Source organism: Fodinibacter luteus, assembly GCF_039541575.1.
Classification (GTDB): Bacteria; Actinomycetota; Actinomycetes; order Actinomycetales; family Dermatophilaceae; genus Fodinibacter; species Fodinibacter luteus.
On record NZ_BAABGM010000015.1, the window covers coordinates 12,198 to 35,877 of the forward strand.

Sequence of the window (23,680 nt, forward strand, 5' to 3'; positions counted from 1 at the left end):
CCCTCCGGATGCCGGGGGGTGCGGACGGCTGCCGCCTCACGGGGACGGCGTAGCATTGCGACCCAGGTCACACTCACCGCGAAGGAGTCGACAGCGTGCGTCAGAGCGGTCGGGGCAGGGTCCCCACCCCGGCATCGCCGCCCGCCCCCGCGGACCCGCAGCGGGCGGCCTCGGTGCGGGCCATCGCCGAGCAGCTGGCCGGCATCCGGGGGCCCCTCCTGCCGATCCTCCACGAGGTCGTCGCGGCGCACGGGTACGTCCACGACGACGACGTCGTGGTCGTCGCCGACGTGCTCAACCTCAGCCGGGCCGACGTCCACGGGGCGGTCACCTTCTACCACGACTTCCGCCGCACTCCCCCGCCTGCGCACCGCGTCGCGCTGTGCCGCGGCGAGGCCTGCCAGGCCCGGGGCGCCGAGACCGTCCACGCCGTGGCGGCCGACCGGTGGTCGGGCTCGGCCGACGTCGAGGTCGGCGAGGTGTTCTGCCTCGGGCTGTGCGCGGTCGGCCCGGCGGGCACCGTCGACGGCACCCTCCACGCGGGGTTGACGCCGCAGCGCCTCGACGCCGCGACGAGCGGGTGGTCGCCGTGACGACCGCCTGGGTGCCGTGCGACGCCGCGGCCGTCGCCCTCGGGGCGGACCACGTCGCCGACGTGCTCACGGCATCCGGTGTGACCGTGCGGCGCAACGGGTCTCGGGGGATGCTCTGGCTGGAACCGCTCGTCGAGGTCGAGACCGAGCGGGGGCGGGTCGGCTACGGCAACGTCACGGCATCCGACGTCCCCGCCCTGCTCGACGGCCGGCTCGACGAGACCGAGCGCTGCGTCGGCGTCGTCGACGAGCACGAGTGGCTCGTCCGCCAGCACCGGGTGTCCTTCGCCCGGGTGGGTCTCATCGAGCCGACCGACCTCGCCGCGTACCGCGAGCACGGCGGCCTCGCCGGCCTCCAGCGCGCCCTCGCCCTGGCACCGGAGGAGGTCGTCGCCGAGGTCACGGCGTCCGGCCTGCGGGGCCGTGGCGGTGCGGGCTTCCCGGCGGGCATCAAGTGGGAGACGGTGCGCACGGCATCCGCCGACGTGAAGTTCGTGTGCTGCAACGCCGACGAGGGCGACAGCGGCACCTTCGCCGATCGCATGCTCATCGAGGGCGACCCGTTCACGCTCATCGAGGGCATGGCGATCGCGGCCCTCGCCGTCGGTGCCACCGAGGGGTTCGTCTACCTGCGCAGCGAGTACCCGCACGCGGTGCGCACGCTGCGCCGGGCCGTCGACATCGCCTACGCCCACGGGGTGGTCGGCGAGTCGGTGCTCGGCAGCGGGCGGCGCTTCGACCTCGACGTGCGCGTCGGGGCCGGGGCGTACATCTGCGGCGAGGAGACCTCGATGCTCGAGTCGCTCGAGGGCAAGCGGGGCGAGGTGCGCGCCAAGCCGCCGATCCCGGCCCTCGAAGGGCTCTTCGGGCGGCCGACCGTCGTCAACAACGTGCTCACGCTCGGTGCCGTGCCGATGGTGCTCGCCGACGGGGGCGAGGCGTACGCCGCGCTCGGCACGGGTCGCTCGCGCGGCACCCAGGTCTTCCAGCTCGCCGGCAACGTCGCGCGCGGCGGCATCGTCGAGACCGCGTTCGGCGTCTCGCTCGGCGAGCTCGTCGACGGGTTCGGCGGCGGCACGGCATCCGGCCGGCCGGTCAAGGCGGTGCAGGTCGGCGGGCCGCTCGGGGCCTACCTGCCGGTCACCCGCTTCGACCTGCCGATGGACTACGAGGCCTTCGTGGATGCCGGCGCGATGGTCGGGCACGGCGGCCTCGTCGTGTGGGACGACACGATGGACGCCTCGCTCATGGCGCGGTTCGCGATGGAGTTCTGCGCCAAGGAGTCGTGCGGGAAGTGCACCCCGTGCCGGATCGGGTCGGTGCGAGGGGTCGAGGTCATCGACCGGGTGCGCGCGGCGGGCGACGACGGTGTGCGGCGCACCCAGCTCGCGCTGCTCGACGACCTGTGCACGACGATGACCAAGGGCTCGCTGTGCGCGATGGGCGGGCTCACGCCGATGCCGGTGCGCAGCGCGCTCGAGCACTTCCCGGGCGACTTCGGCCTCCCCGCGCCCCCCGCGGCCCCCGGTTTATCGGGTGACCCGATAAACCCCCACTCCGCTGGACAACACTTCCCCCGCAAGGACGGGGTTCCCCCCGGAGAGTCAGCCACCGAGACCACACAGGGAGCACGGCCATGACGCTCGTCGACGAGACCGCCCTGGAGACGCCCGACCGCGGCACCCCACCGGTCGCCGGCGAGCCCACCGCCACCGTGACGGTCGACGGGCGCGAGGTCGCGGTGCCGCCGGGCACCTCGGTCATGCGGGCCGCGTCCCTCGCGGGCGTCGACGTCCCGAGGCTGTGCGCCACCGACAGCCTCAAGGCGTTCGGGTCGTGCCGGCTGTGCCTCGTCGAGGTCGAGGGCATGAAGGGCACGCCGGCCTCGTGCACCACCCCGTGCGCCGACGGGATGGTCGTCTCGACCCGCACCGAGCAGGTGCAGCAGCTGCGCCACGGCGTCATGGAGCTCTACCTGTCCGACCACCCCGCCGACTGCGACGGCTGCGCCCGCGGCAACTGCGAGATGCAGCGCCTCGCCCGCGAGACCGACGTCGCCGAGGTCCGATACGGCCTCACCGGCGCCTCCCACCTCACCGAGCCGACCGACGCCTCCAACCCCTACTTCGACTACGACCCCGCGGCGTGCATCGTGTGCTCGCGCTGCGTGCGGGCCTGCGCCGAGGTGCAGGGCACCTTCGCCCTGACCGTGGCCGGCCGCGGCTTCGACTCGCGGATCACGCCCGGCGGCACCGACTTCCTGTCCTCCGAGTGCGTGTCGTGCGGGGCGTGCGTCCAGGCCTGCCCGACCGACGCGCTCGCCGAGAAGTCGCTCGTCGAGCTGGGGATGCCGTCGCGCACCGTCGTCACGACGTGCGCCTACTGCGGGGTCGGCTGCTCGTTCAAGGCCGAGGTCCAGGGCTCCGGTGACGACACCCGCGTCGTGCGCATGGTGCCGTGGAAGAACGGCGGGGCCAACGAGGGGCACTCGTGCGTCAAGGGCCGCTTCGCGTACGGGTACACCGCGCACAGGGACCGCCAGCTCAGCCCGATGGTCCGCGACTCGATCGACGACGAGTGGCGGGTCGTGTCGTGGGCGGAGGCCATCGACCGGGTGGCGACGGGGTTCCTCGCGCTGCGCGAGAAGCACGGGGTCGGCGCGATCGGCGGCATCTCCTCGTCGCGGTGCACGAACGAGGAGGTCTACGTCGTCCAGAAGATGGTGCGGACGGCGTTCGGCAACAACAACATCGACACCTGCGCCCGGGTGTGCCACTCCCCCACCGGCTACGGGCTCAACCACGCGTTCGGCACCTCGGCGGGCACCCAGGACTTCGCGTCGGTCGACCTCGCCGACGTGCTGCTCGTCATCGGGGCGAACCCCACGGACGCCCACCCGGTGTTCGCGTCGCGGATGAAGCGGCGCCTGCGGGCGGGTGCGCGGCTCATCGTCGCCGACCCGCGGCGCATCGACCTCGTCCGCTCACCGCACGTGCAGGCGCAGCACCACCTGCCGGTGCAGCCGGGCACGAACGTCGCGTTCGTCAACGCGATGTGCCACGTCGTCGTCACCGAGGGGCTGTGGGACGAGGAGTTCGTCCGCGCCCGGTGCGAGGGCGTCGATGGCTACCTCGCCTTCATCGCCCGGCCCGAGCACTCGCCCGAGGCGACGGAGCGCGAGACCGGCATCCCGGCATCCGAGCTGCGCTCTGCCGCGCGGCTCTACGCCCGCGGCCCGAACTCGGCCATCTACTACGGGCTCGGGGTCACCGAGCACAGCCAGGGCTCGACGATGGTCATGGGCATGGCCAACCTCGCGATGCTCACCGGCAACCTGGGGCGCGAGGGCGTGGGCGTCAACCCGCTGCGCGGGCAGAACAACGTGCAGGGGTCGTGCGACATGGGCTCGTTCCCGCACGAGCTGCCCGGCTACCGGCACGTGTCGCGGCCCGAGGTGCGCGAGGTCTACGAATCGCTGTGGGGCGTGACGATCCAGCCGGAGCCGGGGCTGCGCATCCCCAACATGTTCGACTCGGCGATCGGCGGGTCGTTCAAGGGGCTGTACGTGCAGGGCGAGGACATCGCGCAGTCCGACCCGAACACGCAGCACGTCGAGGCGGCCCTGCGGTCGATGGAGCTCGTCGTCGTGCACGACCTCTTCCTCAACGAGACGGCACGCTTCGCGCACGTCTTCCTGCCGGGGGCGTCGTTCCTCGAGAAGGACGGCACCTTCACCAACGCCGAGCGCCGGGTCAACCGGGTGCGCCCGGTCATGCCGTCGCGGGTCGGCAAGGACGAGTGGCAGGTCGTGTGCGAGATCGCGACGGCCATGGGCTACCCGATGTCGTACGGCTCGGCGGCCGAGATCATGGACGAGATCGCGGCGACGACCCCGACCTTCGCGGGGGTGTCGTTCGCCCGGCTCGACGCCGAGGGGTCGATGCAGTGGCCGGTCACCGAGGCGGCGCCCCACGGCACGCCGACGATGCACGTCGGGTCGTTCGTGCGCGGGCTGGGGCAGCTGACGCCGACCGTCTACGTGCCGACGACGGAGCGGGCCAACCGCCACTTCCCGCTCATCCTCACGACCGGGCGCATCCTCAGCCAGTACAACGTCGGCGCCCAGACCCGGCGCACCCCGAACTCGACGTGGCACCCCGAGGACATCCTCGAGATCCACCCCTCGGACGCCGAGCTGCGCGGCATCGCCTCCGGCGACGTCGTCGAGCTGTCGTCCCGGGTGGGGGCGACTAGGCTCACCGCGCTCGTCTCCGAGCGGATGCCGGCCGGCGTCGTCTACACGACGTTCCACCACCCGGTGACCGGCGCGAACGTCGTGACGACGGAGAACTCGGACTGGGCGACGAACTGCCCGGAGTACAAGGTGACGGCCGTACAGGTCGAGGTCGTGACCCAGGCGGCGCGGGCGGCCGCGTCGCTCGGCGAGCCCATGGGTGAGCTTGGTGATCCCGTGGGTGAGCCGGTTGGTGAGCCGAGCGGTGAGCCCGTCGGTGAGCCGGTGCCGACGGCAGGCCGCTCGTGAGCGGGGGCGTCCCGCCCGTCGTGCGGCTCGGGCACGACCTCGTGCGCAACTTCGAGGCGCTGCCGCCCGAGAAGGCCGCCGTCGAGCTGGCCACGCACATCCGCAAGTTCTGGGAGCCGCGGATGCGCCAGGAGCTGCTCGCCCGGATCCGCTGGGGCGACACGAGCCTGCACCCGCTGCTCGTGCGGGCCGCCGAGGACCTCGTCGACGGCGACGTCGACCGGGCCGAGGTGAGGGAGCCGTCCGGGGGCTGACCCTTCCCGGTCGGAGGTGCGTGATGGCGATGAGGGGCAGGCCCGGACGTGTGGTGCGCCGGGCGGGCGTCGTGCTCCTGATCGCCACAGGCGTGGCGGCCGGGGTCTGGGCCTGGAGGCACCGCCCCGCGCTCCTGCCGTTCGACTGACCCCGACCATCCTGAGCGGCGCTCCGCCCCCACCCTCCCTAGGGTGAGCCCGTGACCACGATCCCCGGACCGGACCTGCCACCCGGCACCGTCGTCGAGCACCGGCCGGCCGACGGCACGACGTGGGAGTTCCGGGACCGGCGGATCGAGGGCGTGACGTTCCGCGGGCTGCGGGATGCCGCGGAGTGGATGGCGTTTCGTCGTGTCGTGTTCGTCGGCTGCACCTTCGACGGCTGCGACCTCCAGTGGGCGTGGGGCAGCCACCACGAGCGGCAGGAGGACGCCGCACACCTGCTCGGATGCCGGGTCGTCGGGTGCGACCTGCGGGACACCTCCCTCGCCTTTGGGCGTATCGAGGGCTGCACCTTCGAGCGCTGCCAGTGGCGCGAGCCGCTCGACGCGGTCGACCTCGTCGACAACGTCTTCGTGGGCGTCGTCGAGTCGCTGACGATCTGGGGCCGGCACGTCCCCCTCGCCGCCGTCATCAGGCCCCGGTCGCGGCCCAACGAGATCCGTGGCAACGACTTCCGGGGCGCCGACCTGCGCGGGCTCGGGCTGCACGCCGAGGTTCAGGTGCGCGACCAGCTCTGGCCGGGGGGACCGCACTGCGCGGTCGTCGACCGCATCCCCGAGCGGGTTGCGGCCATCCTCGAGCGCACCACCGGGGCCGACGACCCGCTCGAGCGCGAGCTGCACGAGAGCGCCCGGTGGTGGGGGCTCACGAACGATGACAACGCAGTCCAGTCCGTGGCCTGGCTGCGGTGGGACGACCCCCTGATGCCGGACTTCACGAACCGCTTCCACCGCGCCCTCGCCGAGACCCGGCCGGGCTGAGCCAGTCTCTGCTCCCCCCGGCCGAGTCTGCGGCAGGACCGCGGAGCAGGGAAGCGGTCGACGCGCTCGGACCCGCGGGCAGGGACTGGCACTACCGGGACCCGGGCGCCGACAGGGCCGGAACGATGGCCGCGAGCATCGCATCGATCTCGTCCGCGCATGCTCGCGCGGCAGCGGCGCCCCGCCGGTGCGGGTCGACAACGTCCAGGTTCATCCCGTCGGGGAGGCGCGCAGTGTAGGCCTGATCGAGCAGCTCGAGGCCGTGGGCTGGGGCCGGGATCCGTTCCAGCGCATGGGTGAACTGGCGCACGCCGAACACCTTGAGCGCCTGGTCCGGCCATTCATCGATGATCCGCAGTCGCTGCGCGAACTCGAAGGTGAGCACGAGGTCGCTCTCGACCAGCAACTCGTGGGTCACGGCACGACTCACGTGACCGTTCGGCTCACCCCCTCGGGCTCGGAGCTGGGCTGCCATCTCAGGATCCATGTCGCGACCGGGGTATCCGGGCATGCCGGCACTCGCGAGCCAGACCCCCCGACCTTCGGGTGCGTGGTCGGGCAGGAGCTGGCTGGCGCGACGCTCGGCGTAGGGCGAGCGGGCGATGTTCGCCGTGCACACGAAGAGGACCCGTAGCGGAGCCTCCTCGGGCTTTCGGTCACGGGGCACCACCACAGGCTATCCACGGATGCCGCCCGGGCCGGGCCGTTGGATAGGGTTCGCCTTGCATCGCCGGTCCCGTGAGGGACGCACAACGAGCCGCGGGAGAACTCCACCCTCATGACCCACGTCCTGCGTTTGGTTGCGCTCGGCACCCGCCTCGAGGTGCGCTGCACCGGGGACTCTAGGGACCTGCTCGCGTCCTCGATGCGGCTCGCGTGGTCCCGCTGCCTTGACACAGACGACGACACGCAGCAACCGGCACCCGCAGAGGCCGAACCTGTCGAGGCTCGGCTCGACGATCCGGGCGACCTCGATCGCCGGCTCATGCTGACGACCCAGGACATCACCCGAGCGCTCATCAGCGCGCAGATCGGCAGCTTGCTGATGCTGCACGCCGGCGCGGTGAGCAACCCCTTGACGGGGCAGAGCCTTGTCTATGTGGCGGCTGGAGGAACGGGCAAGACGACGCTGACTCGACGGCTGGGACAACGGTTCGGCTATCTCACCGACGAGACCGTGGGGGTCGACGAGGCGCTAACGATCCTTCCCTACCCCAAGCCGCTCTCGGTGCGACGGCCAGACGGCCTGGGGCCCAAGGACGAGGTGTCCCCCGACACGCTCAGGCTAGAGCTCGCACCCCCACAACCCCATGTCGCACGCGTGGTGCTCCTCGACCGCCGACCCGAATGGGTCCAGCCGGAAGTAGAGGAGGTCCTCTTTATGGATGCCTTGTTCGCGCTCACCGAGCAGTCCTCATCTCTCCCCCGCCTGGACCGGCCGCTGCACCGGCTGGGTGATCTGATTGACACCTGCGGTCCGGTCTTGCGCGTGCGTTACGCCGAGTCTGCGGAAATCGAGAACGATCTGGCCCACATCATTGGAGGCACCAGATGAGGCTGCAGCGGCGGGAAGCGATCGATGTGTTGGAGCGGGACGGCGAGACTGTTGTCCTCTTGGGCAACCGAATCGTGAAGCTCAGCGAGCTCAGCGCCGCGATCTATGCCCTCACTCAACAGCCCACCGAACTGGAACAGATCGCACGCGACCTGGAGGCCCGCTTCGGCGGCCCGACGGACCGCTCCTCCTTGGACGCGACGAAGGACGCCGTGGCGGACCTCGTCCACCACGGCGTCCTCATGTACGCAGGCTAGTTGCCGGCCGTCAGCCCTGGATGCAAGTGCCCAGCGGGGTCACGCCCTCGGGGGGCTTGTTGCAGTCGTTGGGGGCGTCCACAGTAACGTAGTTCGGGTTGTCGAGAGCGTTGGCCTCCGCGGCCGTTGCCCCGTAGTAGAAGCGCAGGTTGCTTGAGCTGTTGTCGCTTTGGAACTTCACCACCGCGCTGCACCCACCTACGGGAACTGCAATGGCGGTGTCATACAGCTTCTCGTTCTGACCGGTGGCCGCCCGAATGCTGACGTACAGGGTGCCGTCGGTGTCCGGGCACTGGGTGCCGGTGTTGCAGATCCTGACGAAGTAGTCCTTGTCGTTCTGCCCCTCACCGGTGCAGCGGCAGCTGCCAGGATCGAAGCGAAGCGTGGGCACGCACCCGCTCTGCGCGTACGCAGGCGTAGCAACCGCAAGCGGAACGGCCGGAACCGCCCAAGCGGCACCCTTGGCGATGGTGCGGCGAGACACGCGCCTCTGCTCGCGCTCCTCTGTCATGGCAAACTCCCTGCTCGTGAACGATTCCGGGCCCAAGATAGCACCGCGCGGGGACCAATCCGTGCATCGTTGCCCGAACGTGATTCCCGCCACGGCGTCGTGGTAGTCCGGCGAGATTAGCACTGGTCAACCCTCACCGGACCGCCATTCCGCGAAGGCGCGTCAACCTCCAGCAGGCCACGCCCCACGAGGTCGTCGAGGTAGGCGCTGACGTCGTCCGCCACGGCCTCGCGGGTGAGCCCGACGAGTTCCGCGATGGCGCCGGCCACATCCTCTTCACCGCCTGCCGCGACCGTCCAGATCCACGCTCCTGAGTCACGAAGGACGGCGGGTACGCCGTCAGGCAACTGCATGATGAACACCGTGCTCGGCGGGTCAGGCGCCCCGTCGGGCACGACGTGCGCCAGCCGCGCCGGAATCCGGTAGCCCGTCAACGCCCGGCCCCGACCCGTGCCCGCCTGGCCCGCAGGGTCTTCCGAATCTCGCGCACTCCCCACCGCGTCCGAGCCAGGTAGGCCCGCGACAGCTCGCGCGCCGTGGGCCGCCTGCCTAGGGCCGTCTCCATCCGGCGGGCGTTCGGCACGAGGAGGCGCACAGCAGTGCGCAGCGCGGCCCGCCGGGAAGGCGCCGCCCGCACCCGGGCCGCCCAGATGCGCACGAGGGAGATTTCGCCGGTCGAGAGCGCCAGCCACAGCTCGTACCCCGGCGCGCCCACGTACTCGTGGAGCCGGCCCGTGCCCGCGGCCAGGGCCACCTCGGAGCCGAGGTCGGCCGCCAGCGCCTGCACCGCGTGGCGTTCAGCCTCGCTGGCTGCCGTCCAGCTGCGCCGGATGTCAGGGTGGTCCAGGGCGCCTCCGCGCGCCGCATGCACGATGAGCATGAGGCGCTGGGCCGTGACCGACGGCACAGGGCACGGCACCCCGGCGATGTCGATCGTGTGCCGCTCGGCCCAGAGCCGGTCGAACGCGGCATCTTCGTCGATCCCCAGCCCTGGGAACCGCCGGTGGACGTCGACGGGTGCGAGCACGGGGTGGACCATCGTCGCCGCGTGCTCGAAGGCGGAGCCGTCCTCGAACCGGTACTTCATCGACCAGCCGTGCTGGCGCATCGCGGCGAAGAGTCGGTCGACGTGTTCGGGTCGGACGAGCACGTCGGCGTCGATACTCCTTCGCGCGACCGGCGAGTCGGCCACCTCGCTGGCCTGCAGCAGGCTGTTGTCGACGGCGGGCCCCTTGATGTGGAGCAGGTCGATGCCGTACTCCTCCGCCAGAACCTGGAGCGCCGCGTGCGCAAACCGGATGCCTACTGACGACGGCATCGTGATCGTCTCCACGGCACGACAGTATCGGGCGCGCCGGCCGTCGCCCCGCACCCGGAGTGCCGCAACCTCGCGGTGATAGCGTGCGGGCGTCATGCCCGGGAGGGCGCACCACTCGCCTCGGCATGGGGGAACCGCACGTGAAGGTCGTCGTCACCGGTGGGGCCGGGTTCATCGGCTCCAACCTCGGCCGTGAGCTGCTCGCCAGGCCCGACGTCGACGAGGTCGTCGCCCTCGACAACCTCTCCACGGGGCACTGCGCGAATCTCGATGGCACCGGCATCCGGCTGCACGAGGGCACCATCCTCGACCCCGCCGCCCTCGACGAGGCCTGCGAGGGGGCCGACGCGATCGTGCACCTCGCCGCCCTCCCCTCCGTCCCGCGCTCGGTGATCGACCCCGTCGCGTCGCACCACGCCAACGCCACCGGCACCCTCGAGGTGCTCCAGGCAGCGCGTCGCGCCGGCAACCTCCACGTCGTCGTCGCGTCGTCGTCGTCGGTGTACGGCGCGAACCGTGAGCTGCCCAAGCGCGAGGCCATGCGCACCGCCCCCATCTCCCCCTACGCGGTGAGCAAGCAGGCCACCGAGGCCTACGCGATGTCCTTCGGCCACACCTACGGCCTGCCCACCCTCGCCTTCCGCTTCTTCAACGTCTACGGTCCGCTCCAGGCCGCCGGCCACGCGTATGCGGCGGTGATCCCCAACTTCGTCGACGCAGCGCTGCGTGGAGTGCCCCTCACCATCCACGGTGACGGCGAGCAGACCCGCGACTTCACCAACGTCGGCACCGTCACCCGCGTGCTCGCCGACGCCGTGACCCGCACCGTGACCGACCTCGATCCGGTGAACCTCGCCTTCGGCACCCGCACCTCGCTCAACGCCCTGGTCGCCGAGCTCGCCGACACCCTCGGCTTCATGCCGGAGGTCGAGCACGTCGACCCGCGGGCCGGCGACGTCCGTGACTCGCAGGCCGACAGCACCCGCCTGCGCCACCACTTCCCCGACGTCGAGCCGGTGCCGCTGCACGTGGGTCTGCGCCAGACCGTCGACTGGTTCCGCACCCTGCCCGACTACCAGGCCTAGGCCCGTGCGGCGGACGCTCCCCCACCTGGACATCGCCGAGCGGGTCGGTGTCGTCCTCGTCCTGGCGTCCATCGCGTGGTCAGTCATCGCCTCGCTGCTCGCCGGCCGGATGCCGTCACTCACCTCGCCCTACGTGCTCGCCCCCGTGGTGCTCGCGGGCGGCGTCGGGCTGGGCCGGCTCGTCGCCACGCGCGCCCGGAGCGAGCACGTCGTGGCCGCCCTGGTCGTCGTGACGACGGTGCTCTACCTCGGGGTCATCTGGACCGACGGGCCCGCCAAGCGCCCCACCGCCTACGCGAACGCGAACGCCGCGGTGGCCGTGCAGGTCATCGGCCTCGCCGGGCTGGCGATGCTCGGGGCCGACCGCACCCGGCGCGTCGTCCTCTGGCTCACTGCGGCCGGGGCGGTCGCGGTCATCGACGCCAACGCCTCTCGCGCTGCCTTCGTCGTCGCGGTGCCGCTGCTGGCCGCGATCGCCCTGATGGCGTGGCACCCGGCTCGCCGGCGCGCCTGGGCGCTGGCCCTGGGGGCGGTCTCGATGCTCGTGGCAGCGGGGTGCATCCTCGTCCTCGCGTCCCGCCCCTCCTGGCCCGCCCCGGTGTCGAGAGGGCTGGACCCCACCCGCAACCAGCTCTGGCACGACGCGCTGAACCTGTGGCGACAGCACCCGGTCACCGGGGGCGGGCCCGGGTCGTTCGAGGACTACAGTGCGCTCGCCAAGGACGCCGACACGGTGGCCGCCCACTCCTCCCTCCTGCAGGTCGGCTCCGAGACAGGCATCGTGGGCGCCGTGCTGCTCGGCCTGCTCACCCTGACCGGCCTCGCCATCGCCGCTCGGGGGGCCGCTCCGTATACCGTGGTGGGCGCCGCCGCCTGGACCGCGCTCGGCCTGCATTCCCTCGGCGACCACCTGCTCGAGTACGCGCCGATCGTCATCGCCGCGGGGATGGCGCTCGGGTGGGCCGGCGCGAGCCGTTCAGAAGAGCTCGACGTCTCCGAGGGTGAGCGTCCAGTCCCCGGGTGACGGCGGGGATGCCGCGAGCGCTCGCGTCGTAAGCAGCGGCCCCTGACCCGGCAGGGGCAGCAGCCCCGCCGAAGGGCCGGTGCGCAGCCCGATCGCGTAGTCGGCGCCGGTCTCCTTGAGCATCCGGCGCACCAGGGCGATGCCGGTGCGGCGGTCGGGGACGAGCTGCTCGACGACCGCGGCCTCCACGGCATCCCCGCGGCGCCGGAGCCGGAAGACGATGCCGCCCTGCGCGGGGTCGTGGTGCGAGGCCAGCATCAGCCGGTAGTGCAGCGGCGCGAAGGACGTTCGCCAGGCGAGGTACTCGGGGGTGCGGTCGGTGCGGAACCCCGTGCTCGGCGCGTGCTCGAGCAGCGCCGCGGCGACGGCCCAGTCGGCAAGCGCCTCCCCCGCGTCGAGCCCGGCGTGCGTCGGCTGCGACCACAGGTCGGCGGGAACCCTCGAGGTGAGCATCCGCTGGGCCGAGCGGGGGCCGGCGGGCAGCACCCCCACCGGGAGCCGCCGAGCGAGGCTCCAGCCCATCTTCAGGTAGCCGGGGCGGCTCTGGTCGTTGGGGGTGTTGAACACGATTCCATCGCCGGCCAGGGTCAGCTCGGCGACGCCGCGCAGGGTGAGGGTGCGGAAGATGCCCTGGCCCTGGTATGCCGGGTCGGTGGCGGTGTCGACGGCGCGCACCGCGCGCACCACCCGGCCGGTGTCGTCGAGGAACCTCCAGCGCAGGAAGGTGCGGTAGCCGACCAGGGCTCCCTCGTGCAGCGCCATCCACGCCGGCGACACCCCGAACGCGTTCTCATGATGCTTCCAGCGGAAGAACTCCTCGTTGGGGTCCTCGTCGTGCCACCCGAGGGTGGCCCGGAACAGGTGCAGGACGGCGGGTTCGTCGTCCGGGCGCGCCGGGCGGATCTCGAGGTCGAGGCGGGCCCTGGGTGTCGGGGTGCTCACGAGGTGGTTCCGTCCAGCCAGGCCTGGAGCATGAGCACCGTCCACAGCGCGTAGTCGTGGTTGCGCTGGCCCGAGTCGTGCTCCGCCAGGGCCCGGGTGATCGGCTCGGGGCGGAGCAGGCCTTGCCGTCGCAGCCGGTCGGGGGCGAGCAGGTCGTGAGACCACTGCCGCAGCGGGCCGCGCAGCCAGTCGGCGAGCGGTGGGTCGAAGCCGACCTTGGGTCGGTCCCACAGCTCTGGGGGCACGTACTGACCGAGCACTTGGCGCACCAGCCACTTGCCCTGTCCGTCACGCACCTTGGCGCGCTCCGGCATCCGCCACGTGAGCTCGACGAACCGGTGGTCGAGGAAGGGCACGCGCACCTCGAGGGCGACGGCCATGCTGGCGCGGTCGACCTTGACGAGCATGTCGTCGGGCAGGGTGCGCTGCTGGTCGGCGAGCATCATCCGGGCCAGCGGCGTAGCGCCGACGAGCCCGGCCTCGGGGGGCGCGGAGGGCGGCGCGGAGGGCGGCGGCGGGTCGGTCATAAGCGTCGCCGGGTCCCACTGGGTGGCGAGCACGGCGTAGGCACCCATCGGGTCGTCTGCGGCGAGCACCCCGGCGAGCTTGTGCGCCTTGGTGCCCACCGCGGGGGTCCGTCCGGGGACGGCGCGGGCGAGCCGGTCCCAGCCGGCAGGGCTCGTCGTCGTGAGGGCGTGAGCGGCGCCGCGCCGCACCGGCCCCGGCAGCGTGAGCAGCCGGGAGAGGCCGCCCTGCGCCACCTTGTAGCGGTTGTAGCCGCCGAGCAGCTCATCGGCGCCGTCGCCGCTGAGGCAGACCGTCACGTGCTGGCGTGCGGCGGCGCAGAGCAGGGCGGTCGGCACGCCCGAGGGGTCGGCGAACGGCTCGTCGTAGAGGCGCGCCGCCCGCGACGCGAGGTCGAGGGGGTCGAGGTCGGCCAGGGGCAGCGTGGTGTGCTCGGTGCCCAGGTGGCGCGCGACAGCGGCTGCGGCGACGGACTCGTCGCCCTCGCCACCCACGGCGACGGTGAAGGTGCGCACGGGCTGGGTGCTCACGGCCTGGGCGAGGGCGACGATGGTGGAGGAGTCAACTCCCCCGGACAGGAAGGTGCCGACCGGCACGTCCGCCTCGAGCCGTCGGTGCACGGACTCGCGCAGGGCCGTGTCGGCCAGCCGCACGAGCTCGCGGTCGTCCAGCTCGAGGGGGTCGGCCAGGCCCGAGGCCGCGACGCCGGCCAGTGACCAGTACGGGACGGGCTCTGGCACCGAGGTCGGGCCGGTGACCCGCACGGTGCAGCCGGCCGGCAGCTTGCGGATGCCGGGGAGGATCGAGAGCGGCGCTGGCACGAAGCCGTGGCGCAGGTACTCGGCCAGCGCCTGTGGGTCGGGGGTGGTGCCGACCTGCGGCAGTCGCCGGATCGCGCCGAGCTCGGAGGCGACCGCGAACGCGTCGCCCACCCGGCCGTAGTAGAGCGGCTTCTCCCCCAATCGGTCGCGGGCGAGCACGAGCACGCGGTCGCGGCGGTCCCAGGCGGCCAGGGCGAACATCCCGTCGACGGCGGCTACGGCGGCCTCGGGCCCGGTTCGGGCGATCAGCTCGAGGAGCACCTCGGTGTCGGAGTGCCCGCGGAACGCGACCCCCTCACCCTGGAGCCGGCGACGGTGGTGGGCGTGGTCGTAGATCTCGCCGTTGAGCACGAGCACCCACCGGCCGTCCGCGGAGGTCATCGGCTGATGACCGGCCGCGGAGAGGTCGACGATCGACAGTCGGCGGTGCCCCAGGGCGACACCGGCGCCTTCGTCGAGCCAGCGCCCGTGGTCGTCGGGCCCGCGGTGGGCGACGGCGGCCGACAGGGCGTCCAGGTCGTCGCCGAGGTCGCGACCCACTGGTGCGAGCAGGCCGACCAGACCGCACATGAGCGTCCCCTCGTGTCGCTGGGTGGCCCGCACCCTGGGCCGGCCGCTGAGTATACGTTCCGGGCTGGGGCAGAATCGGGCCATGCCCCCCCACGAGGTCCCTCCGAATGCTCCCATCCGGGTGCTGTGGCTGATCAAGGGGCTGGGGCCCGGCGGTGCCGAGCAGCTGCTCGTGTCATCGGCGCGGGTGGCCGACCACACCCGCTTCTCCTACCGGGTGGCCTACGTTCGCCCGGACAAGGACCAGCTGGTCCCCCGGCTGGCCGAGTGGGGGGTGCCGGCCACGCTGATCGGGGCCGGGCCGCGCGGGCAGCTCTGGTGGCCGTGGCGCCTGCGCGCTCTGATGCGGGAGGTGGACACCGTGCACGCGCACTCCCCGCTGCTGGCCGGGGTGGCCCGGCTGGTGGCCCGGACGATCCCCGCGCGTGAACGCCCGGTGACGGTGTCGACCGAGCACAACGTGTGGGGCAACTTCTCGCGGTCCACTCGCCTGCTCAACGCCATGACAGCCGGTCTGGATCGGCACCGTTGGGCGGTCTCGAACGAGGTGCGCAGCTCTATGTGGCGCAGCCGCCAGGGAGGAGCTGAGGTGCTTGTCCACGGCATCGTGCAGAGCGACACCCAGCCCCCCGCAGGTACCCGGGAGCGGGTTCGGCGCGAGCTGGGTGTCTCTGAGGATGCCGTTGTGGCCATCACGGTGGCCAACCTGCGACGGGAGAAGGACTACCCGAACCTGCTGCACGCGGCGCAGTTGGCGCTTCGCGAGGAGCCGAGCCTGGTGGTGCTCGCGGTGGGCCAGGGGCCGCTGGCGGACGAGGTCGAGGACCTGCACCGGCAGCTGACTCTCGGCGATAGCGTCAGGCTGCTCGGCTACCGCACCGACGTTCCCGACCTGCTGGCGGCCAGCGACCTGTTCGTCCTGGCGTCATCGTCGGAGGGGCTGCCCGTCTCGATCATGGAGGCGATGACAGCCGGGCTTCCCGTCGTCGCCACCGCCGTCGGCGGGGTCCCGGAGGCCGTCACCGAGGGTGAGACGGGCCTTCTCGTACGAGCGCACGACCCGAAGGCCCTTGCGGAGGCGATGGTTGCCCTCGCACGGAATCGGCTGCTGCGGGACCGGATGGCCGCAGCAGCCCGCCAACGCAGCACGATCTACGACATCCGAACCGCAGTTGAAGCGCAGGAACGGTTCTACGCGACGCTGGTGCCCGCGTGAGTGAGGAAGGGCCCGGCGCCAGCGATACTGGGCCGGTGGAACGGCAGCCACATAATCCGACATACCAAGTTCCGGGCAACATCGCCTGGGTCGATGGTGCAGACTTCGGGATGGCCGAGGAGCTCTATCTCACGGTTGTCCCGGACGGCCAGACCGTGCTGCTCAAGGGTACCGCCCGCATGATCTGGATCGTCGCCTCGGAAGGCGGGAGCGTGGTGGATGAGGTTGCACAGCTTGTGGCGCGCCCGCCCGCCGAGATCGAGGATCAGGTTGGCACGTTCTTAGCCGACCTGACAAACCGCGGCCTGCTGGCGGAGCGCCAAGTGCGATGGCCGTCGATCACGATGCCTCCAGGGTTGGACTGAAGCCGATGGGCGTTGAACAGCCGAGCAGTGGAGTAGTCGGGCGCCTGCCACAGCGGCAGGTTGATCACCGGGACCTCAACCAGGACACCCTTGGGGTTCTGCGGCAGGTAGGCGACGACTGGGTGCACGTCAGAATCAGCGTGATAGAAGACGTCGCCCGACGGCGAAGTTCGGGGGATGTTCACCAGCTGGGGCAGCTCGTCAAGGCTCGTGCGACGCAAGACGCGTCCCAGGCGCGTGACCCGCACATCGCCAGTCGCCTCGTACACGCCACTCGCCTCCGCACCGACGTACATCGTGCGGAACTTGCACATCGTGAAGGGACGGCCTCCGAGGCCGAGGCGCTGCTGGCGGAAGATCACCGGGCCAGGCGAGTCGAGCCTGATCGCGGCCGCCGTGAATGCCATGACGGGCGACAACGCGGCGAGCGCACCCGAGCAGAGTGCAATGTCGATGACACGCTTCATTCGGAGAAAACGGGTGGTTCGGGCGTCTGTGCCTTGGACCGACGACCGACCCACCTTTGTCCCCCTTGCAGCGCGCTCCCCCGCGGAGTTTGTTCGCCCTTCGTTGGCCGAGTCCGAGCCGGGGGTGACCTTCGGACCAGTTGGGATCCTAGGGCCAGCGAGTCACGCGACCAACTCCTGTTCGAGAACCGGACCGAATGGACCTGATTCTTGCCAATCACTCTCTGATCGAATCGATGTGGTGTAAAGGCCCTAACCGCGGAGGCCAGCGGCCTTTCCCAGCCGCACGAGCCCGGCGTACGCCCGTTCTGGGCCGAGCCTCCCAACCAACTTTGTTGCGAAGAACACATCGGGGTCAGACTGCCGCACCGGGACCCGCCTGAGCCGCAGGGGGTCGGCGCCCGGCAAATTGCGCCCGAGCTCGCCAGACGAAGCGCTCCGAAACCGTGATCCAAGCGCGGTCTCCATCGTCGGGACGGGGATGCCCCACGGATAGGTGAAGTGCCTCGGCGTCAGTCCGAGGTGCCGCTCGACGGCCGAGGTGCATGCGTCCAGCTCGTCCTCGGTCAGGCGCTCCGGCGGGACGTGGTGGTGCGTGTGATTCCCCACGGTGCACAGGCCCGAGTCGACCATCTCGGCGAGCTGTGCCCACGACATGCCCCTGCCGGCGGCCCCTTTGGCCGTCGAGGCCTCCCAGACCATCGTCTGCGCGACGTAGCCGGAGGCCAGGTAGACGGTGAAGGGCAGCTGCCGCTGCCGGAGCAGTGGCCAGGCATTGGCATGAACATCCTCGAAACCGTCGTCGAAGGTGAGCACGACGCTCGGGCTCGGGTCGCCGGCATCCAGCCGGTCGAGCGCCGTGTCGAGCGACACCACCTCGTGGCCGTCGAGCTGCTCGACCTGCCTGGCGAAGGCTGCGGTGGGCAGGTCCAGCTCATCCCGCGTGCCACCGCCGATGCGGTGGTAGATGAGGAGGGTCGCCCCCTGCGCAGGGGTATCGCGGCCGATGGCGGCCAGCCCGGACTTGAGACGCGTCCGCGCACTCGGGCGTTCAGCGCCTCGTCGCTCCGCCGCCAATGCTCAGTACCTCCTCTCGTTCGTCGATGTCGGAATCGTCGACGGATCGGGGCTTGGGTAGGGCGAGCAGGACGAGGAAGAACGGCAGCATGAGGACCCGCTGCCGGGCCAGGATTCCGAAGTTCGCGAAACCGGAGAATGCCACGATGAACGAGGTTGTGTAGACGAGGGCGAACACCACGTATGCGTTGCGCCTGAGAAGTCCGGGCAACCGACGAAGGCGTGGCCACGACCGCAAGGTGAGCACGAGGAGGAACAGCCCCTCGAGGCTCTGCACGAGCATCTGAGCGTTGTTCGCTTCCCAAGGCAACGGACGGAAGAGCACGGTCGCCGCTGCGGCAGGCAAAGCCACTGGCGAGTCGACGGGGACCGGAGTGAACTCCGACCCGCCCTGCGTCGTCCGCCCGCCGGCCATCTCGAGGGACTGGGTCACAGCTTCCCAGTTGAGGTCGTCGGTTCCGAGCAACTCCGCGGACTGTGTGGCGAGCACCCAAGCAGCGACCCCCATCACAAGGACGCCGGCGGCCTTGCTGAGCACACCGGTGACCTTCGTGGAGGCCGGACGGAACAGCTGGGCCAGGAGCAGGGCCGCGAACAGCAGGACAGCGATGTGCGGTCGGATGAGCGCCGTGCCGAAGGCCCCGGCCCCCAGCAAAAGCAGCGCCCCGCGCTGGCCGTTGAAGAACTTCGCGGCACCCAAGGCGGTGGCGCCGACGAAGAGCATGAGCCACGACTCCTTGCCGATGGAGGACGGCCAGTACAGCATCGACGGCAGGAGGAACACGAGCAGGGCGTACCGCCGGTGGTCACCGTCCGGCAGGGCCACCCGGAACGCGCGGTAGAGCAGGTAGACCCCCCAGAAGGCGAAGCTGCCGTAGACGAAGAAGGCGGCAAGCGTCGTAGGGCCGATCACCGTGTAGACGGCGGTCGTGATGAGCTCCATATACTGGGTGCCGCGGGTGGTGGCGAAGTCCCAGGTGATGGATCCGCCCCGCCAGCTGCGGTACTGGAACGCGGCGGCGAGGTTGTACCGCTCAGCGTCGGTCGCCCCGTCGTAGACCACGTAGGCGACGTAGTACCGCACGAGGATCCCGACCATCTTCGCGACGAACGCGAACGCGAGCAGCCGGCCGAACCACGGGCTCGGCTCACGCACCGCCGCCCGCCAGACGAGCACGGCATTGACGCCGATGACCGCCGGCAGGACGAGCAGCGCCCCCCACACGTTGTACGACTGCAGCCCGATGGCCCAGGCCCAGGCCAGCGCGTAGGCGGCGCCTGTCGCCATGGCGACACCGACGGCCCACGGGCGCACCGAGGTGGAGAGCCGCACGGAGAGTCAGGCGGAGGACGAGGTGCGGCGCGCTCGCCGGCTTGGAGGCGCCTCCTCGTGCCCGGCATCCGGCTGTGAGGGGAACGGCCAGCCGTCCTCGACGAGGTCGACCGGCTGCTCCGCGCGCGTCGGCGGGGGTGCGATGAAGTCCTCCGGTTGTCGATCGTCAGCGACGCGAGCCGGCCGCCCGCGCTTGCGCTTCTTCTTCTCCCCGTGCCCGTACCCGTAGCCGTACCCATAGCCGTCGGCGCGACGTCCGCGGGCGCCCACGAGCACGACCCCGCTGATCGGCACCTGGAAGCGGCCCAGGAGCTCCGCCACCCGGCGGGCCGCAACATCCGTGAGCCGACCGCTGCGGACGACGAGGAGGACGGTGTCGACGATCGGGAGGACGTCGAAGACGTCACTGGCCGCGAGCAGGGGCGCGGAGTCGATGATCACGACGTCGGCCATGCCACGTACCTCGGCGAGCAGGTGGCCCATCCGGCTCGCCAAGGAGGCGGGGTGGGCCAGCCGGGTGCCCGCTGTGATGATCCTCACGCCCGGCACGCTCGTCGGGCGGACCAGCGCCTCCAGCGTGACGTCTCCGGGGTCGCTGATGTAGTCGGAGATCCCCGCACCTTGCGGGACGTCGAAGAGGTTGTGGGTGTCCGGCGACCGCAGGTCCGCGTCGAGCACGAGAACGCGCTGGCCGGTCTCGGCAAAGCTCGCAGCGAGGTTGGCCACGGTGGTCGTCTTGCCCTCTGCGGCATTGGCGGAGGTGACGAGGATCAGCCTGGCACCGGAGGCTTCGACCCGGCGCTCCGGGCTGGCTGCGCGCCGCGCCGTGTACTCGCTGGACGACTGACGGCTCACCGTGTGCATGAGCGCAGTTCGGGCCGCTCGGTAGGCGTCGGAGTAATGGCTCAAGGGGTCCGCGGCCACGGTGATCTCGCCATTGCGTCGCTGTGCCTGACGGAGCTTCGGCACCTCGGCGATGATCGGCAGGCCCAGGGCCGCGTGCACCTCGTCGCGGGTGCTCAGGCGGGAGTCGACCCGCTGCAGGACCAGTGCGAGGGCGAAGCCGAGCAGGAGCCCGACCAGTGCGGCCAGCGCGGTGCGCAGTGCCCGCGAGGGGGGCACGACGAAACCGCCGCCGATCGCGTCCGGGATGGGGGTGGCCTCCTGGAGCATGGTGAGCTTGGCGCGCCCGGTGCCGGGCCGGGTCTTGCTGAAGTACGTGACGGCCTCGTCGGCGAAGGCGTTGGCAGTCGCCGCTGCCTGCTCGCCGTCGGCCGACGACGCAGAGATGGTCAGCGCTCCGGCGGCCGGGTCAGAAACCACCGCGACCTGGCTGGCCAATACGGCCGGGTTGCCCTCGTAACCCAGGGTTGCCGCGGCGCGGGTGGGGATCTCGCCGGTCTTGACGTAGAGGGCCACTCGATCCAGGGAAACGCTCTGCTCGGCCGTCCCGCCACCCACGAGGAGCGTCGCGGTGGCCGTGTAGGACGGGGCCGCCTTCGCCGCGCTGCTCTGAGCGGGCGTGATGACCCATGTCACGGCGGCCGCGACCACCGCGCACGCGATGATGACCGGCCACCGCCGCCGCGCGATCGTGAGGTAGTCACGCAAGGTCATCCTGTAGTCCCCGCTCGAGTGAAGTGCCCCGTCGCGCTGTGAGAGCAGTCAGTGGGGGCTGGACTGGTCGGCTGCCGAGTCTAGCCGACGAAACGGGGAGGAGTTTGGCGTTCGTCGCCGGGCCCTGACAGGATCCCGGGTCGTGACGCTGCATCCGGAACGGCCTGTGTCGGGAGGGCTCCGGGTGGCGCACCTCACGACCGTGGACATGAGCCTTGCCCTGCTGCTGGCCACCGAGCTGGCAGTGGACGTCGAGGCGGGCCACGAGGTGTTCGGCATCAGTGCGCCAGGTCCGTACGTCCAACGGGTGGAGGCCCTCGGAGTCACCCACGTGCCAGTCCGCGCGCTCACCAGGTCATGGAACCCGGTCCGCGACCTCTCGGCCTTCAGGGAGCTGCTCTTGGAGATCCGCAGGCTCGAGCTCGACGTCCTGCACACCCACAACCCCAAGACCGGCGTCATGGGTCGGATCGCCGGCCGGGTGGCCAGGGTTCCGGTCGTCGTCAACACCTGCCACGGGCTGTGGGCCCGGCCCGAGGACCCGCTCCCCCGGAGGGCGTTCGTCCACGGCCTCGAAGGTTTCGCCGCTCGGTTCTCGGACTACGAGCTCTTCCAGAACGCCGAGGACCGCCGCACGCTCCGGTGGGCGCTGAAGCGGGGGCGTTCGCGGGTCGTGGGCAACGGCGTCGACCTCGACCGTTTCGCTCCCGACCTCGACGGCCGACACCGCGTGCGCGGCGAGCTGGGTGTCGCCGAGAGCGAGCTCCTCGTCGGAAGCGTGGGCCGCAGGGTTCGGGAGAAGGGCCTCGCCGAGTTCGGGATCGCCGCCACGCAGCTGGCTGACAGGGCCACGTTCGTATGGGTCGGGCCACGCGACGACACCGATCCCGACGCCGCGTCGGCGACGACTGACGGCATCCGGTTCGTCGAGGAACGCACCGACATGCCCGCTGTCTACTCCGCGCTCGACGTGTTCGTCCTGGCCTCCCACCGCGAAGGGTTCTCGCGGGCCGCCATAGAGGCGGCCGCGTGCGGGGTACCGATGGTGCTCACGGACATCCGAGGATGCCGTGAGGTGGGCGACGACGGCACCCACCTCCTGCTCGTCCCCCCGCACGACGGGCATGCCCTCGCCAGCGGCATCCGACGGCTCCTCGACGACCCCGAACTGCGCGCCCGATTGGGCCGCGCCGCCCGTGAGCGCGCGCTCACGGCGTTCGACCAGCGGCAGGTGGCTCGGGCCTCCCTGGAGACCTACGACGCGGTGATTCGGCGCAAGAGACGGTCGCCCCGACGGTCGGTCGGGGTCGCGGAGGATGTCCGAACGACGGTGCTCCACGTGCTGCCTGCCGACCAGGGCAGAGGCGCGCAGGTGTATGCCGGTCAGCTGCGTGACCTGCTCGCGGACGACTCGGACCAGCGGCACCTCGTCGTGTCGCTCTTCGAGGCGCCCGAGGCGGCGCTGCGGCCCGACATACGGCTGGACGTCCCCTCGGGGGTGCTCCGTCGTGCGGGGCTCGACCCCCGGGCGGTGCGCGCGCTGCGCCGGACCGTTCGAGACACGCGGGCGGACGTGGTCGTGGCCCATGGCGGCGAGCCGCTGAAGTACGTGGTCGCGACCTCTGGTGGACGCCCGGTGGTGTACTACAAGGTCGGGCTGTCCTCGACAGAGCTGTCGCGACCCTTGAGTCGGCGCCTGTACCGGTTCCTCGCCGGGCGATCCAGCCGGGTGGTGGGGGTCTCCGAGGCCATCGTCGACCAGGCGCAGGACGTCCTCGGCGTGCCGAGGTCGAGGCTGCTCGCGATCCCCAACGGACGCGACCCGATGACGTACCACCCACCAGGTGGTGGGGAGAGCCGGGCCGAGCCGCCCCTCGTGCTGTTCGTCGGCCAGCTCGAGCCCGGTAAAAGGCCGGGTCTGTTCCTCGACGTGATCGAGGCCCTTCGCTCCCGGGGGCTGTCGTTCGACGCCGCCGTCGTCGGCGACGGCCCCCTGCGCGCGGCGATGGAGGGCCGGGCCGCGAGGCTGGGCGTCGAGATGCTGGGCGTGCGCTCCGATGTGCCGGACCTGCTCCGGCGAGCCTCGCTGCTCGTCATGACGAGTGGGTCCGACACGGAGGGGATGCCGGGAGTGCTCATCGAGGCTGGGCTGAGTGGCCTCGCGGTCGTCTCGACGCGCGCCGCCGGCGTCACCGACGTGGTGGACGACGGCCGGACGGGCGTCGTGGCCGCAACTGACGCCCCCGAGCACCTCGCCGATCGGGTTGCTGACCTGCTGGCGGACGCAGGACTCCGCAGCTCGCTGGGCAGCGCCGCGCGCGCGCGCTGCGAGGCCGAGTTCTCGCTGGACGCCACCGCCCGACGCTGGCGCGGCCTCGTCGCGGAGCTGGCGCCGCGGACCAGTGGCTGACCGCCGGACGGTATCGTCTACCCCGTGGTCCGGGAATCGAGTCGTTCTGCATGAGGATGCCTGGCATGCGGTCCGCAGGGGTGTCCGGCGGATCACGGGTCCTGCGAGACCTGCTCTCGCGGTACCGGGGTCGGGTGGCCCTTCTTGCGGGCACCTCGTTCGTCGGAGCCCTCCTCGAGGCCCTGTTCCTCGTGATGATCACGGGCGTCGCGAT

At 71.5% G+C, this 23,680-nt stretch carries 21 protein-coding genes; 11 read left to right on the plus strand and 10 right to left on the minus strand.

The features are described from left to right. Positions 1-95 precede the first annotated feature (95 nt). The 5 genes from ABD899_RS11945 to ABD899_RS11965 all read left to right on the plus strand — a co-directional run bounded on the left by ABD899_RS11945 (position 96) and on the right by ABD899_RS11965 (position 6,373). Positions 96-593, plus strand: a complete 498-nt coding sequence (locus ABD899_RS11945; RefSeq protein WP_345206174.1) for an NAD(P)H-dependent oxidoreductase subunit E — start codon at positions 96-98, stop codon at positions 591-593. Beyond that, positions 590-2,233, plus strand: a complete 1,644-nt coding sequence (locus ABD899_RS11950) for a formate dehydrogenase beta subunit (RefSeq protein ID WP_345206176.1) — start codon at positions 590-592, stop codon at positions 2,231-2,233. The genes ABD899_RS11945 and ABD899_RS11950 overlap by 4 nt, the downstream gene beginning before the upstream one ends. Beyond that, positions 2,230-5,136, plus strand: coding sequence for a formate dehydrogenase subunit alpha (fdhF, locus tag ABD899_RS11955; RefSeq protein WP_345206178.1), 2,907 nt, complete (start codon positions 2,230-2,232; stop codon positions 5,134-5,136). The genes ABD899_RS11950 and fdhF overlap by 4 nt, the downstream gene beginning before the upstream one ends. Next, positions 5,133-5,390 carry a formate dehydrogenase subunit delta gene (locus ABD899_RS11960; protein ID WP_345206181.1) on the plus strand — a complete coding sequence of 86 codons (258 nt, stop codon included), beginning with the start codon at positions 5,133-5,135 and terminating at the stop codon, positions 5,388-5,390. The genes fdhF and ABD899_RS11960 overlap by 4 nt, the downstream gene beginning before the upstream one ends. A 200-nt stretch (positions 5,391-5,590) precedes the next feature. After that, on the plus strand, positions 5,591-6,373 hold the full coding sequence (locus tag ABD899_RS11965) for a pentapeptide repeat-containing protein (RefSeq protein WP_345206184.1): 783 nt from the start codon (positions 5,591-5,593) through the stop codon (positions 6,371-6,373). Between the two features lie 91 nt (positions 6,374-6,464). On the opposite strand, the gene ABD899_RS11970 is transcribed toward ABD899_RS11965, so the two are convergent. Next, positions 6,465-7,046, minus strand: a complete 582-nt coding sequence (locus tag ABD899_RS11970) for an arsenate-mycothiol transferase ArsC (protein ID WP_345206187.1) — start codon at positions 7,044-7,046, stop codon at positions 6,465-6,467. Positions 7,047-7,151: 105 nt separating this feature from the next. Here ABD899_RS11970 and ABD899_RS11975 point away from each other — a divergent pair, with 105 nt between their 5' ends. After that, entirely contained in the window at positions 7,152-7,928 is a 777-nt protein-coding gene (locus ABD899_RS11975) for a hypothetical protein (RefSeq protein ID WP_345206189.1), read from the plus strand. Continuing rightward, positions 7,925-8,185: a hypothetical protein gene (locus ABD899_RS11980; protein WP_345206192.1), complete on the plus strand. Its 261-nt coding sequence runs from the start codon at positions 7,925-7,927 to the stop codon at positions 8,183-8,185. The genes ABD899_RS11975 and ABD899_RS11980 overlap by 4 nt, the downstream gene beginning before the upstream one ends. Positions 8,186-8,195: 10 nt before the next feature. On the opposite strand, the gene ABD899_RS11985 is transcribed toward ABD899_RS11980, so the two are convergent. The 3 genes from ABD899_RS11985 to ABD899_RS11995 form a co-directional block, all read right to left on the minus strand. Beyond that, complete coding sequence (locus ABD899_RS11985) at positions 8,196-8,696, minus strand: hypothetical protein (RefSeq protein WP_345206195.1); 501 nt, start codon at positions 8,694-8,696, stop codon at positions 8,196-8,198. 116 nt (positions 8,697-8,812) lie between these two features. After that, positions 8,813-9,130 (minus strand): PqqD family protein, encoded by a 318-nt coding sequence (locus ABD899_RS11990; protein ID WP_345206198.1) that lies wholly within the window; start codon positions 9,128-9,130, stop codon positions 8,813-8,815. Next, positions 9,127-10,029, minus strand: a complete 903-nt coding sequence (locus ABD899_RS11995) for a nucleotidyltransferase family protein (RefSeq protein WP_345206199.1) — start codon at positions 10,027-10,029, stop codon at positions 9,127-9,129. Before ABD899_RS11995 ends, ABD899_RS11990 begins: the two co-directional genes overlap by 4 nt. A 125-nt stretch (positions 10,030-10,154) precedes the next feature. Here ABD899_RS11995 and ABD899_RS12000 point away from each other — a divergent pair, with 125 nt between their 5' ends. Further along, positions 10,155-11,099, plus strand: a complete 945-nt coding sequence (locus ABD899_RS12000) for an NAD-dependent epimerase/dehydratase family protein (RefSeq protein ID WP_345206202.1) — start codon at positions 10,155-10,157, stop codon at positions 11,097-11,099. A 4-nt stretch (positions 11,100-11,103) separates the two neighbouring features. Beyond that, complete coding sequence (locus ABD899_RS12005) at positions 11,104-12,123, plus strand: O-antigen ligase family protein (protein ID WP_345206204.1); 1,020 nt, start codon at positions 11,104-11,106, stop codon at positions 12,121-12,123. Here the strand turns inward: ABD899_RS12005 and ABD899_RS12010 are convergent. Both ABD899_RS12010 and asnB read right to left on the minus strand, forming a co-directional pair. Further along, positions 12,076-13,065, minus strand: a complete 990-nt coding sequence (locus ABD899_RS12010) for a GNAT family N-acetyltransferase (RefSeq protein WP_345206206.1) — start codon at positions 13,063-13,065, stop codon at positions 12,076-12,078. The two genes, ABD899_RS12005 and ABD899_RS12010, sit on opposite strands and share 48 nt — an antisense overlap. Continuing rightward, positions 13,062-14,981 (minus strand): asparagine synthase (glutamine-hydrolyzing), encoded by a 1,920-nt coding sequence (gene asnB, locus ABD899_RS12015; protein ID WP_345206209.1) that lies wholly within the window; start codon positions 14,979-14,981, stop codon positions 13,062-13,064. Before asnB ends, ABD899_RS12010 begins: the two co-directional genes overlap by 4 nt. 82 nt (positions 14,982-15,063) lie before the next feature. On the opposite strand from asnB, the gene ABD899_RS12020 reads away from it, so the two are divergent. Next, positions 15,064-16,197: a glycosyltransferase gene (locus ABD899_RS12020; RefSeq protein WP_345206211.1), complete on the plus strand. Its 1,134-nt coding sequence runs from the start codon at positions 15,064-15,066 to the stop codon at positions 16,195-16,197. Between the two features lie 265 nt (positions 16,198-16,462). Here ABD899_RS12020 and ABD899_RS12025 read toward each other — a convergent pair whose 3' ends face one another. From ABD899_RS12025 to ABD899_RS12040, 4 genes are all read right to left on the minus strand, one after another. Then, on the minus strand, positions 16,463-17,029 hold the full coding sequence (locus ABD899_RS12025) for a sugar transferase (RefSeq protein WP_345206213.1): 567 nt from the start codon (positions 17,027-17,029) through the stop codon (positions 16,463-16,465). Positions 17,030-17,281: 252 nt separating this feature from the next. Continuing rightward, complete coding sequence (locus tag ABD899_RS12030) at positions 17,282-18,106, minus strand: polysaccharide deacetylase family protein (RefSeq protein WP_345206216.1); 825 nt, start codon at positions 18,104-18,106, stop codon at positions 17,282-17,284. Continuing rightward, positions 18,081-19,439 (minus strand): hypothetical protein, encoded by a 1,359-nt coding sequence (locus ABD899_RS12035; protein WP_345206219.1) that lies wholly within the window; start codon positions 19,437-19,439, stop codon positions 18,081-18,083. The genes ABD899_RS12030 and ABD899_RS12035 overlap by 26 nt, the downstream gene beginning before the upstream one ends. Positions 19,440-19,445: 6 nt before the next feature. Continuing rightward, on the minus strand, positions 19,446-21,056 hold the full coding sequence (locus ABD899_RS12040; protein ID WP_345206221.1) for an AAA family ATPase: 1,611 nt from the start codon (positions 21,054-21,056) through the stop codon (positions 19,446-19,448). A 208-nt stretch (positions 21,057-21,264) separates the two neighbouring features. Between ABD899_RS12040 and ABD899_RS12045 the strand changes: the two genes are divergently transcribed. After that, positions 21,265-23,466, plus strand: coding sequence for a glycosyltransferase (locus ABD899_RS12045; protein WP_345206223.1), 2,202 nt, complete (start codon positions 21,265-21,267; stop codon positions 23,464-23,466). Positions 23,467-23,680: the final 214 nt, after the last annotated feature.